Raw genomic sequence first — 14,183 nt, forward strand, 5'->3', positions numbered from 1 at the left:
CCGGCGCAGACGACGACGGGAGAATGCCCATGCACGCATTCCCGCCGCCCCAAGGGCTGTACGACGGGGGCCACGAGCACGACGCCTGCGGAGTTGCCTTTGTGGCCACGCTCACGGGTGTTGCCAGCCACGACATCGTGAAGAAGGCGCTGACCGCGCTGAAGAACCTTGAGCACCGCGGTGCCGCGGGTGCCGAGCCCAACTCGGGCGACGGCGCCGGCATCCTGATGCAGGTGCCGGACGCGTTCTTCCGCGAGGTCGTCGACTTCGAGCTTCCTGCCGCCGGTGGCTACGCCGCCGGTACGGCGTTCATCGACGGTGACGCCGACGCGGTCGCCAAGGTCCAGACGCGCATCGAGGAGATCGCCGTCGAGGAGGGCCTCAAGGTCCTCGGCTGGCGCGACGTCCCGGTCGCCACCGAGATGCTCGGTGCCACCGCGCTCTCCTGCATGCCGTTGTTCCGCCAGCTCTTCGTCGCCTCGACCGAGGCGCTCACCGGGCTCCCGCTCGAGCGCCAGGCGTTCTGCCTGCGCAAGCGCGCCGAGCACGAGACGGGCGCGTACTTCCCGTCGCTCTCCTCGCGCACCATCGCCTACAAGGGCATGCTCACCACCGAGCAGCTCGACCAGGTCTTCCCGGACCTCGTCGACGAGCGCGTCATGTCGGCCATCGGTGTCGTCCACTCGCGCTTCTCGACCAACACGTTCCCGAGCTGGCCGCTGGCGCACCCGTTCCGCTTCATCGCGCACAACGGCGAGATCAACACGGTCAAGGGCAACCGCAACTGGATGCGTGCGCGTGAGGCCCTGCTGGCCTCCGACACGATTCCGGGCGACCTCTCGCGTCTCTACCCGATCGTCGACCCCGAGGCCTCGGACTCCGCGTCGTTCGACGAGGTGCTCGAGCTGATCCACCTCGGTGGCCGCACGCTCCCGCACGCGATGCTCATGATGATCCCCGAGGCGTGGGAGAACCACGCCACGATGAGCCCCGAGCGTCGCGCGTTCTACGAGTTCCACAGCACCGTCATGGAGCCGTGGGACGGCCCCGCCAACGTCGTCTTCACCGACGGCACCCAGGTCGGCGCAGTCCTCGACCGCAACGGCCTGCGCCCCGGTCGCCTCTGGGTGACCGACGAGGGCCTCGTGGTCTACGGCTCGGAGGCCGGTGTCCTCCACGACATCGCACCGGAGTCGGTGGTCCGCAAGGGCCGCACCCAGCCGGGCAAGATGCTCCTCGTCGACACGGCCGAGGGCCGGATCATCGAGGACGACGAGATCAAGGACGCCCTCGCAGCGGAGCACCCGTACGCCGAGTGGCTGCAGGCCGGCCGCATCAAGCTGGGCGACCTCCCCGAGCTCGAGCACATCGTCCACACGCACAAGTCGGTCGCGCGTCGCCAGCAGGTCTTCGGTTACACCGAGGAGGAGCTGCGTGTGCTGCTGGCTCCCATGGCCAACACCGGCATGGAGGCCCTGGGCTCGATGGGCACCGACTCGCCGATCGCCGCGATCAGCGAGAAGCCCCGTCTGCTCTTCGATTACTTCTCGCAGCTCTTCGCGCAGGTCACGAACCCGCCGCTCGACGCCATCCGCGAGGAGCTCGTCACCTCGCTCAACGGCACCATCGGACCGGAGTCCAACCTGCTGGTCCCGAGCGAGGAGTCCTGCAAGCAGGTCATCCTGCCGTTCCCGGTCTTCAGCAACGACGACCTGGCCAAGATCCGCCACATCAACCGTGACGGTGACCAGCCCGGCTTCATCGCGCACGTCTCCCGCGGTCTCTACGACGTCAAGGGTGGCGGCGCCGCCCTGGCGGCGAAGATCGAGGAGATCTGCGCCGAGGTGTCGCAGGCGATCGCCGACGGTGCCCGCATCGTCGTCCTCTCCGACCGGCACTCGACCGCCGAGCTCGCGCCGATCCCGTCGCTGCTGCTCACCTCGGCCGTCCACCACCACCTCGTCCGCGAGAAGACCCGCACGCAGGTCGGTCTCGTCGTCGAGGCCGGTGACGTCCGCGAGGTCCACCACGTCGCGACCCTGATCGGCTTCGGTGCCGCTGCGGTCAACCCGTACCTCGCCCTGGAGACCGCCGAGGACCTCGCTCGCGAGGGCTCGTTCGTCAAGGTCGACCCCGAGACCGCTGTCAAGCACATGGTCAAGGGCCTCGGCAAGGGCGTCCTCAAGGTCATGTCGAAGATCGGTGTCTCCACCGTCGCCTCCTACACCGGTGCGCAGATCTTCGAGTGCATCGGCCTGTCGCAGGAGGTCATCGACCAGTACTTCAGCGGTACGACGTCGCGCCTCGGTGGCATCGGCATCGACACGATCGCCGAGGAGGTGGCCAAGCGCCACGCCACGGCGTACCCCGCGGACGGCATCGTCCAGGCCCACCGCACGCTGCCCATCGGTGGCGAGTACCAGTGGCGTCGTGAGGGTGAGCCCCACCTCTTCAACCCGGAGACGGTCTTCCGCCTCCAGCACGCAACCCGCCAGGGCCGCTACGACGTCTTCAAGCAGTACACGCAGGCGATCGACGAGCAGTCCGAGCGGCTGATGACGCTGCGCGGTCTCTTCAAGTTCAAGAGCGACCGTCCGTCGATCAGCATCGACGAGGTCGAGCCGGTCAGCGAGATCGTGAAGCGCTTCTCGACCGGAGCCATGTCCTACGGCTCCATCTCGCAGGAGGCCCACGAGACCCTCGCGGTCGCGATGAACCAGCTCGGTGCGAAGTCCAACACCGGTGAGGGTGGCGAGGATCCGGAGCGTCTCCACGACCCGGTTCGCCGTTCGTCGATCAAGCAGGTCGCCTCGGGTCGCTTCGGTGTCACGTCGGAGTACCTCACCAACGCCGACGACATCCAGATCAAGATGGCGCAGGGTGCCAAGCCCGGCGAGGGCGGCCAGCTGCCCGGTCACAAGGTCTACCCGTGGGTGGCCAAGACACGTCACTCGACGCCCGGTGTCGGCCTGATCTCCCCGCCGCCGCACCACGACATCTACTCGATCGAGGACCTGGCGCAGCTGATCCACGACCTGAAGAACGCCAACCCGGCGGCTCGGGTCCACGTGAAGCTCGTCTCGGAGGTCGGTGTCGGCACGGTCGCCGCCGGCGTCTCCAAGGCCCACGCGGACGTCGTGCTGATCTCCGGCCACGACGGTGGCACCGGCGCGTCGCCGCTGACGTCGCTGAAGCACGCCGGTGGTCCCTGGGAGCTCGGTCTCGCCGAGACCCAGCAGACCCTGCTGCTCAACGGCCTGCGCGACCGCATCGTCGTCCAGGCCGACGGTCAGCTCAAGACCGGTCGCGACGTCGTCATCGCCGCCCTGCTCGGCGCCGAGGAGTTCGGTTTCGCGACCGCGCCGCTCGTCGTCTCGGGCTGCATCATGATGCGGGTCTGCCACCTCGACACCTGCCCCGTGGGTGTGGCCACGCAGAACCCCGTCCTGCGCAGTCGCTACTCCGGCAAGCCGGAGTTCGTCGTCAACTTCTTCGAGTACATCGCCGAAGAGGTCCGCGAGATCCTCGCCGAGCTGGGCTTCCGCACCCTCGAGGAGGCGGTCGGCCAGGTCGACGCCCTCGACACGCGTGACGCCTCGTCGTACTGGAAGGCTTCGGGTCTCGACCTGTCGCCGATCCTGCACAAGGTCGACCCGGCCGGTGACCACGGCCAGTACGAGGGCCAGACCCTCTACAACACCAAGGGTCAGGACCACGGCCTCGACAAGGCGCTCGACAACGAGCTCATCGCGCTCGCCAAGCCGGCTCTCGAGTCCGGCGAGAAGGTCACCGCGCAGCTCACCGTCAGCAACGTCAACCGCACGGTCGGCACGATGCTCGGTCACGAGGTCACCAAGCGCTACAAGGGCGCCGGTCTCCCCGACGACACGATCGACATCACCTTCACCGGCTCCGGCGGCAACTCCTTCGGCGCGTTCCTGCCGAAGGGCGTGACGCTGCGCATCGAGGGCGAGTCCAACGACTACGTCGGCAAGGGCCTCTCCGGTGGCCGCATCGTCGTCCGTCCGGACCGCCGGTCGTCGTTCGAGGCGAGCCAGCAGGTCATCGCGGGCAACACGATCGCGTTCGGTGCCACCTCCGGTGAGCTCTACCTCTCCGGCATGGTCGGCGAGCGCTGCTGCGTCCGCAACTCCGGTGCCACGGTCGTGACCGAGGGCGTCGGCGACCACGGCTGCGAGTACATGACCGGTGGTCGTGTGGTCGTGCTGGGTCCGACGGGTCGCAACTTCGCGGCGGGCATGTCGGGCGGTTACGCCTTCGTGCTCGACCTCGACGCTGCGCTGGTCAACCCCGAGCTCGTCGAGCTCGCCCCGGTGACCGGCAAGGCTGCCGATGAGCTCAAGGAGATCGTTTCCAAGCACCTCGAGGAGACCGGTTCGTCGGTCGCCGAGGCGCTCCTGGCTGACTGGGAGGCCGCACTGCCGCGGTTCACCGAGGTCATGCCGAGTGACTACAAGCGCGTGCTCGAGGCTCGTGAGGAGGCCCTCGAGGAGGGTCTCAACGAGGACGAGGCCGCCGCCCGGATTATGGAGGTGCTCCATGGCTGACCCGAAGGGCTTCCTGAAGAACGGCCGCCAGGTCGCGACCCGTCGTCCCGTCGACGAGCGCGTCGGTGACTGGCGCGAGGTCTACCCCGATGGTGGCATCGGCAAGACCCTGCTCCCGATCATCAACGTGCAGTCGAGCCGCTGCATGGACTGTGGCATCCCGTTCTGCCACCAGGGTTGCCCGCTGGGCAACATCATTCCCGAGTGGAACGACCTGGTCTGGCGCAACGACTGGGAGGCGGCGATCGAGCGCCTCCACGCGACCAACAACTTCCCGGAGTTCACCGGTCGCCTCTGCCCGGCCCCGTGTGAGACCGCCTGCGTCCTGGGCATCAACCAGGACCCGGTGACGATCAAGAACATCGAGGTCGCGATCATCGACAAGGCCTGGGAGAGCAACTACGTCCGTCCCGAGCAGGCCGAGTGGCTGTCCGGCAAGACGGTGGCGGTCATCGGCTCGGGCCCCGCTGGCCTCGCCGCTGCCCAGCAGCTCACCCGCGCCGGCCACACGGTCGCCGTCTACGAGCGTGCCGACCGTGCCGGTGGCCTGCTCCGCTACGGCATCCCCGAGTTCAAGATGGAGAAGTCGCACGTCGATCGCCGTCTTGCGCAGATGGAGAAGGAAGGCACCGTCTTCCGCACCGGCGTCAACGTCGGCGAGACCATCACGGGCGACCAGCTCCGCGAGCGCTACGACGCCGTCATCCTGGCCGTCGGCTCGACCGTCCCGCGTGACCTCCCGGTCCCGGGCCGCGAGCTCAACGGCATCCACCAGGCGATGGAGTTCCTGCCGCAGGCCAACCGCATCGCGTACGGCGACGCCGCTCTGCCGGATGGTGAGGAGCAGATCCTCGCGACCGGCAAGAACGTCGTCATCATCGGTGGCGGTGACACGGGTGCCGACTGCCTCGGCACCTCGATCCGCCAGGGCGCGAAGTCGATCACGCAGCTGGAGATCATGCCGCGTCCGACCGAGGAGCGTCCCGCGGGCCAGCCGTGGCCGACGTACCCGATGACGTACAAGGTCTCCTCGGCCCACGAGGAGGGTGGCGAGCGCGTCTACGCGACTTCGACCGTCGAGTTCCTCGACGACGGCAAGGGCAACGTCCGGGCGCTCAAGGTCACCGAGGTCGACGCGAAGTTCCAGCCGGTTTCCGGCACGGAGCGCGAGATCCCGGCCGAGCTGGTCCTCTTCGCGATGGGCTTCGTCGGTCCGGAGAAGCCCGGCATCGTGGAGCAGCTCGGTGTCGAGCTGGACGAGCGTGGCAACGTCAAGCGCGACAACAGCTACGCGACCTCGACGCCCGGCGTCTACGTCGCCGGTGACGCGGGCCGTGGCCAGTCGCTCATCGTCTGGGCGATCGCCGAGGGTCGTTCCGCGGCTGCCTCGGTCGACGCGTTCCTCACGGGCTCGACCAACCTGCCGGCGCCGATCCCGCCGACCGCACGTCCGCTGATGGCCTGATTCGCCCAAGCGGCGCGTACTTGCACGCACCAGACGCCGAGGCGGCGCGAACCTGCAGAGGTTTGCGCCGCCTCGGTGGCATTTCCGTGCAGGTTCGCGCCGCCTCGGCGCACGTCTGCTGCAGGTTGGCGCCCTCTCGGCGTCAGGCGAGCAGGGCGCCCGCGACGTAGCGGGCCAGGAGCCGGTGGCCGCCGTCGCCGGGGTGGATGCCGTCCGTGGCCAGCAGGCCGATCGGATCGGTGCCCTCGAAGCCGACGCCGACGGAGGCGAAGTCGTCGGCGACGTCGATGATCGCCCTGTTGTGTCGACCCTCCACCGCCGCGTGGAGCTCGGCCCGGAAGGCGCTCCACGGCGCCGCCGGCTCCCGTACGTCGGGACGGGCGAAGGTGTGCACGAGGACGTGCTGGCAGGGGAGCGGGGCGGCGCGGTCGATCCGGTCGAGCCGGTCGCGCAGCGCCTCGCCGTACGCCGACGGTCCGACGCCGCGGGCGTAGTCGTTGCCGCCGACCATGTGGATCACGGCTGCCGGGGCCTGCGCAGCGAGGGCGTCGCAGAGGGCGTCGGGCAGATAGGTCGCGGCGGTCGTGCCACCGACGCCGTGGTTCTCGAAGCGCGCCCGCGGGTGCCGGGACCGTACGGCGCGCTCCAGCGTGGCTGCGTACGAGCGCCGACCACGGTCCGAGGAGCCGGTGCCGGCGGTGGTGGATGAGCCCGCGAGCACGATGAGGAAGGTCTGTCGACGCGCCTCCGCAGCAGCGGCGCGGGCGGCGAGCACGGGGAAGCGGCTGTTCACGGGGCAACCCTAGGGGTCGCGCTCCTGCACTTTTGCTGTCCGAAGGACGGAAGTATGTCCTCCCGGCTGTCAGTGAGCGGCTGAGCACGCTAGTGTCACGGTGTGCGGAGAGCAAAGATCGTGTGCACCCTCGGCCCTGCCGTCGGGACCCCGGAGAAGATCCGGGCCCTCGTCGACGCGGGCATGGACGTGGCACGGATGAACATGAGCCATGGGTCGCACGACGACCACTCCCGGATCTACCGCCTCGTCCGCGACGCGGCCGAGGAGGCCGGCCGCTCGGTCGGCATCTTCGCCGACCTGCAGGGGCCGAAGATCCGGCTCGAGCGCTTCTCCGACGGGCCGGTCGACCTCGAGCAGGGCCAGCGCTGGACGATCACCACGCGCGACGTCGACGGCAACCACAGCGAGTGCGGCACGACGTACAAGGGCCTGCCCGGCGACGTGAAGATCGGCGACCCGATCCTGATCGACGACGGCAAGGTCCGCCTGGTCGTCACCGGCGTCAGCGACACCGACGTGCAGACCCAGGTCGTCGTGGCGGGCACGGTGAGCAACAACAAGGGCATCAACCTGCCCGGCGTCCCCGTCTCCGTGCCGGCGATGTCGGAGAAGGACGTCGAGGACCTCCGCTTCGCGCTGCAGCTGGGTGTCGACTTCATCGCGCTCTCGTTCGTCCGCAACGCGGCTGACGCCGAGGACGTCCGCGTGATCATGCGCGAGGAGGGCCGGATGGTTCCGGTCATCGGCAAGATCGAGAAGCCGCAGGCGGTCGACGCGATCGACGAGATCGTCGACGCCTTCGACGGCCTGATGGTCGCCCGCGGTGACCTCGGCGTCGAGTGCCCCCTCGAGGAGGTCCCCTTCATCCAGAAGTCGGTCATCGAGAAGGCCCGTCGCCACGCCAAGCCGGTCATCGTGGCCACCCAGATGCTCGAGTCGATGATCGGCTCGCCCGCCCCGACGCGCGCCGAGGCCTCCGACGTCGCCAACGCGATCATCGACGGCGCCGACTGCGTCATGCTCTCGGGCGAGACCAGCGTCGGCGCGCACCCGATCACGGCGGTGCAGACGATGGTGCGCATCGCGACCTCCGCCGAGGACCACGGCCTCGAGCACATGGCCCTGATCAACTGGAACCCGCGTACGACGGGTGGCGTCATCGCCAAGGCCGCCGCCGAGGTCGCCGAGCGGGTCAACGCGAAGTACATCGTCGCCTTCACCACAAGCGGCGACTCCGCCCGCCGGCTCTCGCGCTACCGCGGCCGGATCCCGATCCTGGCCTTCACCCCGGAGGCCGACACGCGCTCGCAGCTCTGCCTCGCGTGGGGCGTCGAGGTCTTCCAGACCGCGGTCGTCGAGCACACCGACGAGATGGTCCGCCAGGTCGACGAGGCGCTGCTCGCCAGCGGTCGCGTCGACGAGGGCGACCTCGTCGTCATCATCGCCGGCTCGCCCCCGGGCATCCCCGGATCGACCAACGCGCTGCGGGTGCACCGCATGGGCGACGCCATCAACGAGGTCGCGCCGGCCTACCGTCGCGCGGCCAAGAAGGCCGACTGACCCTCGTCCTCAGCCTTGCCGTCGCACGCACCGATCCCAGCTCGGTGCGTGCGACGGCTTTTGTGCCCCGGGTGGGATTCGAACCCACACTGGACGGTGTTTGAGACCGCTTCCTCTGCCGTTGGGATACCGGGGCGGCAGCGGCGCCAACCCTAGCCGCATCGCAGTCGCGCGTCGTACGCCGGGCGGCTAGCCTTGCGGCCGTGACCAGCACCGCACCCCGCCGCGTCCTCATCGCCGAGGACGAGGCCCTCATCCGCATGGACCTCGCCGAGATGCTCGCCGAGGAGGGGTACGACGTGGTCGGCCAGGCCGCGGACGGCGAGCAGGCGATCGCGCTGGCCGAGGAGCTGCGGCCGGATCTCGTCGTGCTCGACGTGAAGATGCCGAAGCTCGACGGCATCGCCGCCGCGCAGCGGATCGCGGGGGAGCGGATCGCGCCCGTGGTGATCCTGACCGCGTTCGCGCAGCGCGAGCTGGTGGAGCGGGCGCGTGACGCAGGTGCGATGGCCTACCTCGTGAAGCCGTTCAGCCGCAACGACCTGGTGCCGGCGATCGAGATGGCCGTGAGCAGGTTCCGCGAGGTCGCCGCCCTCGAGGCCGAGGTCGGTGACCTCACCGAGCGGCTCGAGACCCGCAAGGCGGTCGACCGGGCCAAGGGTGTGCTGCAGAAGGATCTCGGCCTCAGCGAGCCCGACGCGTTCCGCTGGATCCAGAAGACCGCGATGGACCTGCGCCTCTCGATGCGCCAGGTCGCGGACGGCGTCGTCGAGCACGGCGCGACGGGCGCTGCGGGCGCCTGACAGGCCCGTCCGTCGTCCAATCGGACAAAAGTTCGGTCACAATCCGGCAACCCGGCGCGTCTTCCCTGTCGGGTGGGCTGGGTCACACGCTACGTTGCCTCCGATCGCGGACATCGCCGTCCGCACTCATCGATCGGAGAAACAAACGTGTTCCTTTCCTCGAAGCGTGTTGCCGGCCTGATCGCCGGCGTCGGCCTCGCCGCCGCGTCGCTGACCTCCTGCGGCACGACCAGCGACAACGGCGCGACCGGCGACGACTGTGACGTCAAGCTCGCCTTCTTCGGTCCGGAGACCGGACCGGCGGCGGGCCTCGGCAAGCCGATCATCCAGGGCGCCCAGCTCGCGATCGACCAGTACAACGAAGACGCCGACTGCGAGGTCGAGTACGTCAAGTACGACTCCCAGGGCAGTGGTGACGAGGCCCCGTCCCTGGCCACGGACGCTGCTGCCGATGACGCCCTGATCGGCGTCGTCGGACCGGCCTTCTCGGGTGAGGGCGCGGCCGCCGGCCCGATCTTCGCCAACGAGGGCCTGCCGACGATCACCCCGTCGGGCACCAACCCGGGTCTCTCGGAGAACGGCTGGGACACCTTCCACCGTGCGCTCGGCAACGACGCCACCCAGGGCCCGGCCGCCGCGAAGTACATCAAGGAGGGGCTGAAGGCCAAGAAGGTCTTCGTCATCGACGACGCGTCCGAGTACGGCGCCGGCCTCGCCGGCATCGTGGAGAAGGACCTCGGCGCCGCCGTGGTCGAGACCGACACCATCCAGGCCAAGCAGACCGACTTCTCGGCCGTGGTGACCAAGGTGACCTCGTCGGGCGCTGACACCGTCTTCTTCGGCGGCTACTACGCCGAGGCGACCATCCTGATCGGTCAGCTCCGCAAGGGCGGCTTCGACGGCACCTTCGTCGTCGCCGACGGCGTGAAGGACCCGGCGTACCTCGACGCGGGCAAGGCCGCTGAGGGCACGATCATCACCTGCCCGTGCATCCCGGACACCGACCCCGCCGTGGCCGACTTCGCGAAGCAGTACGAGGACGAGTTCGGCGAGGCGCCCGGCACCTACGCCGCCGAGGCCTACGACGCGGCGAACATCTTCCTCGACGGTCTCGAGGACGGCGCCGACACCCGCGAGAAGATGCTCGAGTTCGTCAACGCCTACGACACGAAGGGCATCACCAAGCAGCTCAAGTTCGACGAGGCCGGTGAGCCCGCCGACGTCCACGTCTACGCGTACACCGTCAAGGACGGCAAGATCGTCGCCGAGGGCGAGATCAAGTAAGTACGACGACGTCTGAGCTCGTGACAGCGACGCGGCCGGGGATCATCTCCCCGGCCGCGTCCATGTCCGGGTCGGCCAGGAGGATCGCGTGAACCTGAACTTCGAATTCTTCTTCAACAACCTGCCGTCACTCACCGTGACAGGGCTGGCCTTCGGTGCCATCTACGCGCTGATCGCGCTCGGCTACACGATGGTCTACGGCGTGCTGCAGCTGATCAACTTCGCGCACTCCGAGGTCTTCATGTACGGCACGTTCGCCATGCTCTGGACGGTGATGGCCCTCGGGGGTGCCCAGGCAGACGGCATCAAGCTCGTCGCGATCCTCCTGGCGGCGCTGGTCGCGGCGATGGCGATGTCGGCAGTGATCGCCCTGCTGCTCGAGCGCGTCGCCTACCGGCCGCTGATCAAGCGCAACGCCCCACGACTGATCGCCCTGATCTCCGCGATCGGCGCGTCGTTCGTCCTCGCCGAGATCATGGGTCTGCGTGACCGGATCGCGGAGTGGGTGGGTCTCGACGACACCCTGTCGGCGTACGTCGGCAAGGCCCGCATCAACAACTCGATGGCCGGTGTCATCGACGCTCCGCGGTGGGACCTCGGCTTCATGACGCTCTCGTCGATCGACCTGATCGTTATCGTCGCCGCGATCGGCATGATGATCCTGCTCGACCAGTTCGTCCGCCGGTCCCGCCTGGGCAAGGGCATCCGCGCTACGGCGCAGGACCCCGAGACCGCGGCGCTGATGGGTGTAAACCCGACCCGGACCATCCAGATCACCTTCCTCATCGGCGGCCTCATGGCCGGTGTCGCAGCGTTCCTCTACATGCTCAAGATCGAGACCACGATCTACGACGTCGGCTTCCTGCTCGGCGTCAAGGCGTTCACCGCCGCTGTGCTCGGCGGCATCGGCAACCTGCGGGGTGCCCTGCTCGGCGGCCTCGTCCTCGGCGTGGCCGAGAACTGGGGTCAGGCGATCATCGGCAGCGAGTGGCGCGACGTGATCGCCTTCGTCCTGCTCGTCCTGATCCTGCTCGTGCGACCCACCGGCATCCTCGGTGAGTCCCTCGGAAAGGCGCGCGCATGAACAACCCGCTCTCGCGCGTGGCGCACCTGCCCAAGCCGGTCAAGATCCTGCTCTGGCTCGCCTTCGCGCTGCTCGCCTACGCGCTCCCCGTGCTGGAGCCGCCGTTCATCTCGACGCCCGGTGTCGACTTCGGCGGTGTGCTCTTCACCGTCACGATCTACTGCCTCGTCGCGCTCGGCCTCAACATCGTCGTCGGCTACGCGGGCCTCCTCGACCTGGGCTACGTCGGCTTCTACGCGATCGGCGCCTATACCGTCGCGATCCTGACGTCGTTCCACGCCAACTGGCCGCTGCTGGCCGCGATCCCGGTCGCGGTGCTCGCCGCGATGATCTCCGGGGTGATCCTCGGCGCGCCCACGCTCCGGGTCCGTGGCGACTACCTCGCGATCGTCACGCTCGGCTTCGGCGAGATCATCCGCCTGGTCGCGACCAACATCGAATGGCTCGGCGACGCCCGCGGCATCAAGAACATCAAGCTCCCGCCCAACATCGGCGGCGACCAGGGGATGTTCGACGTGCCGCACCTCTTCTGGGGCAATGGCACCGTGTTGCTCGACACCGACGACACGACGTCGTTCCTGCGGTTCAGCTACAGCGACCAGATCCCGTTCTACTGGATGGGCCTGACGGCCGTCATCGTCATCCTCTTCGCGGACGTGCTGATCAAGAACAGTCGGGTCGGGCGTGCATGGGAGGCGACCCGTGAGGACGAGGACGCCGCCGAGCTGATGGGCGTGCCGACGTTCAAGTTCAAGCTGCTGGCCTTCGCGACCGGCGCGTTCGTGGGCGGATTCGCCGGGGCGCTCTACGCGACGCGCCAGGGCTTCATCAACCCGCAGTCGTTCCTGCTGCTCTTCTCGATCCTCTACCTGGCGGCCGTCGTCGTCGGTGGCCAGGGCAACCGGTGGGGCGTCCTGCTGGGTGCTGCCCTGGTCGCCTACCTTCCGCAGCGCTTCCGCGAGTTCGACGACTTCCGCGTGCTGGCTTTCGGTCTCGCGCTCGTCGTCCTGGCCACCGTGCGCCCGCAGGGCCTGCTGCCCCCACGGCGTACGGTCCGGGCGCGGCAGGCGCAGCAGGAGATCGAACAACTCGAAGAGGGCACCGATCCGGGCTCTCAGGAGGAGGAGGTCGCTCGTGGCTGAGACGATCCTGGAGGTCGAGAACCTCACGCTCCGCTTCGGCGGCCTGACGGCCCTCGATGACGTCTCGTTCCGCATCGAGGAGGGCGAGATCCTCGGCCTCATCGGTCCCAACGGAGCGGGCAAGACCACGTGCTTCAACGCCGTCACCGGCGTCTACCGCCCGACGTCGGGCGGGATCCGCTTCCGCGGCGCCTCCATCGTCGGCATGAAGAAGCACCAGATCACCAAGAACGGCATCGCCCGGACGTTCCAGAACATCCGGCTCTTCCCGGCCATGACCGCCTTGGAGAACGTCCTGGTCGGCGCGGACGCCCAGCACTCCACGGGCATGCTGACGGCACTCTTCCGGCTGCCGAAGCACCGCCGCGAGGAGGACGACGGCCACACCCGGGCGATGGAGCTGCTGCGCTTCATGGGCATCGCCGGCAAGGCCGACGAGCTCGCGTCGAACCTCTCGTACGGCGACCAGCGCCGTCTCGAGATCGCGCGTGCGATGGCGACGCAACCGAAGCTGATCTGCCTGGACGAGCCGGCCGCCGGCTTCAACCCGGCCGAGAAGGTCGAGCTGATGAACCTGATCCGCAAGGTGCGCGACCAAGGTTTCACCGTCCTGCTCATCGAGCACGACATGAAGCTGGTCATGGGCGTCACCGACCGCATCGTCGTGCTCGAGTTCGGTCGCAAGATCGCCGAGGGCAGCCCTGCCGAGATCCGTGACAACCCCGCGGTCATCGCCGCCTACCTGGGAGTGGACGAAGAAGATGCTTCTTGAGGTCGAGGGCCTGTGCGTCAACTACGGGCACATCGAGGCCATCCGTGACATCAGCTTCTCGGTCCCCGAGGGCACGGTCACCACGCTGATCGGTGCCAACGGGGCCGGCAAGACGACGACGCTGAAGACCATCTCGGGCCTGCGCAAGGTGCGGGCCGGCTCGGTGCGGTTCGAGGGCAAGGACATCACCGCCCTCGCACCGTACGACCGCGTGACGCTCGGCATCGGGCAGTCGCCGGAGGGTCGTCGCTGCTTCATCGGCATGACGGTGCGGGAGAACCTCGAGATGGGGGCGTACTCCCGCAAGGACCGCAAGTCGGCGGCGTACCGGGAGGACCTGGACCGCGTGCTCACCCTCTTCCCGCGCCTCCAGGAGCGGATCGACCAGGTCAGCGGCACGATGTCCGGCGGTGAGCAGCAGATGCTGGCGATGGGTCGTGCGCTCATGGCCCGCCCCAAGCTCCTGCTGCTCGACGAGCCGTCGATGGGCCTGGCGCCCAAGCTGATCCAGCAGATCTTCTCGATCATCACCGAGATCAACCAGCAGGGCACGACCGTGCTCCTCGTCGAGCAGAATGCCGCACAGGCGCTCAAGCGCTCGCATGAGGCGCACATCCTGGAGACGGGTGAGATCGTCCGGTCCGGCAGCGGCAAGGAGCTCGCGGGTGACCCGGCGGTCAAGGCGGCCTACCTCGGCGGCGATGTCTGA

Annotated in this window: 10 protein-coding genes and 1 tRNA gene; 9 read left to right on the forward strand and 2 right to left on the reverse strand. The window is 68.6% G+C overall.

Going from position 1 to position 14,183, the window contains the following annotated elements; translation table 11 throughout:
- The first annotated feature begins 29 nt into the window (after positions 1-29).
- Both gltB and VLF38_RS05325 read left to right on the forward strand, forming a co-directional pair.
- Positions 30-4,568 (forward strand): glutamate synthase large subunit, encoded by a 4,539-nt coding sequence (gltB, locus tag VLF38_RS05320; protein WP_414689366.1) that lies wholly within the window; start codon positions 30-32, stop codon positions 4,566-4,568.
- Entirely contained in the window at positions 4,561-6,033 is a 1,473-nt protein-coding gene (locus tag VLF38_RS05325; RefSeq protein ID WP_325270245.1) for a glutamate synthase subunit beta, read from the forward strand. The genes gltB and VLF38_RS05325 overlap by 8 nt, the downstream gene beginning before the upstream one ends.
- A 142-nt stretch (positions 6,034-6,175) precedes the next feature.
- On the opposite strand, the gene VLF38_RS05330 is transcribed toward VLF38_RS05325, so the two are convergent.
- Positions 6,176-6,826, reverse strand: coding sequence for an SGNH/GDSL hydrolase family protein (locus VLF38_RS05330; RefSeq protein WP_325270246.1), 651 nt, complete (start codon positions 6,824-6,826; stop codon positions 6,176-6,178).
- A 102-nt stretch (positions 6,827-6,928) separates the two neighbouring features.
- On the opposite strand from VLF38_RS05330, the gene pyk reads away from it, so the two are divergent.
- A complete protein-coding gene (gene pyk, locus VLF38_RS05335) occupies positions 6,929-8,389 on the forward strand; it encodes a pyruvate kinase (protein WP_325270247.1) in 1,461 nt (486 codons plus the stop codon).
- Positions 8,390-8,452: 63 nt separating this feature from the next.
- Here the strand turns inward: pyk and VLF38_RS05340 are convergent.
- A tRNA-Leu gene (locus VLF38_RS05340) sits at positions 8,453-8,525 on the reverse strand.
- Positions 8,526-8,592: 67 nt separating this feature from the next.
- Between VLF38_RS05340 and VLF38_RS05345 the strand changes: the two genes are divergently transcribed.
- The 6 genes from VLF38_RS05345 to VLF38_RS05370 all read left to right on the forward strand — a co-directional run bounded on the left by VLF38_RS05345 (position 8,593) and on the right by VLF38_RS05370 (position 14,183).
- Entirely contained in the window at positions 8,593-9,192 is a 600-nt protein-coding gene (locus VLF38_RS05345; protein ID WP_325270248.1) for an ANTAR domain-containing response regulator, read from the forward strand.
- Between the two features lie 147 nt (positions 9,193-9,339).
- Positions 9,340-10,476, forward strand: coding sequence for a branched-chain amino acid ABC transporter substrate-binding protein (locus VLF38_RS05350; protein WP_325270249.1), 1,137 nt, complete (start codon positions 9,340-9,342; stop codon positions 10,474-10,476).
- A gap of 88 nt (positions 10,477-10,564) precedes the next feature.
- Positions 10,565-11,560: a branched-chain amino acid ABC transporter permease gene (locus VLF38_RS05355; RefSeq protein WP_325270250.1), complete on the forward strand. Its 996-nt coding sequence runs from the start codon at positions 10,565-10,567 to the stop codon at positions 11,558-11,560.
- Positions 11,557-12,702: a branched-chain amino acid ABC transporter permease gene (locus tag VLF38_RS05360; protein ID WP_325270251.1), complete on the forward strand. Its 1,146-nt coding sequence runs from the start codon at positions 11,557-11,559 to the stop codon at positions 12,700-12,702. The genes VLF38_RS05355 and VLF38_RS05360 overlap by 4 nt, the downstream gene beginning before the upstream one ends.
- The gene (locus VLF38_RS05365; RefSeq protein ID WP_325270252.1) at positions 12,695-13,474 is read left to right on the forward strand and encodes an ABC transporter ATP-binding protein; all 780 of its coding nucleotides are present in this window, start codon (positions 12,695-12,697) and stop codon (positions 13,472-13,474) included. The genes VLF38_RS05360 and VLF38_RS05365 overlap by 8 nt, the downstream gene beginning before the upstream one ends.
- Entirely contained in the window at positions 13,464-14,183 is a 720-nt protein-coding gene (locus VLF38_RS05370) for an ABC transporter ATP-binding protein (protein WP_325270253.1), read from the forward strand. The genes VLF38_RS05365 and VLF38_RS05370 overlap by 11 nt, the downstream gene beginning before the upstream one ends.

The organism is Nocardioides sp., from assembly GCF_035481145.1.
Taxonomy (GTDB): Bacteria; Actinomycetota; Actinomycetes; order Propionibacteriales; family Nocardioidaceae; genus Nocardioides.

Coding starts and splice junctions, on each gene's coding strand:
- VLF38_RS05370 (WP_325270253.1), top strand. CDS start 13,464: ATGCTTCTTGAGGTCGAGGGCCTGTGCGTCAACTACGGGCACATCGAG.
- VLF38_RS05325 (WP_325270245.1), top strand. CDS start 4,561: ATGGCTGACCCGAAGGGCTTCCTGAAGAACGGCCGCCAGGTCGCGACC.
- VLF38_RS05360 (WP_325270251.1), top strand. CDS start 11,557: ATGAACAACCCGCTCTCGCGCGTGGCGCACCTGCCCAAGCCGGTCAAG.
- gltB (WP_414689366.1), top strand. CDS start 30: ATGCACGCATTCCCGCCGCCCCAAGGGCTGTACGACGGGGGCCACGAG.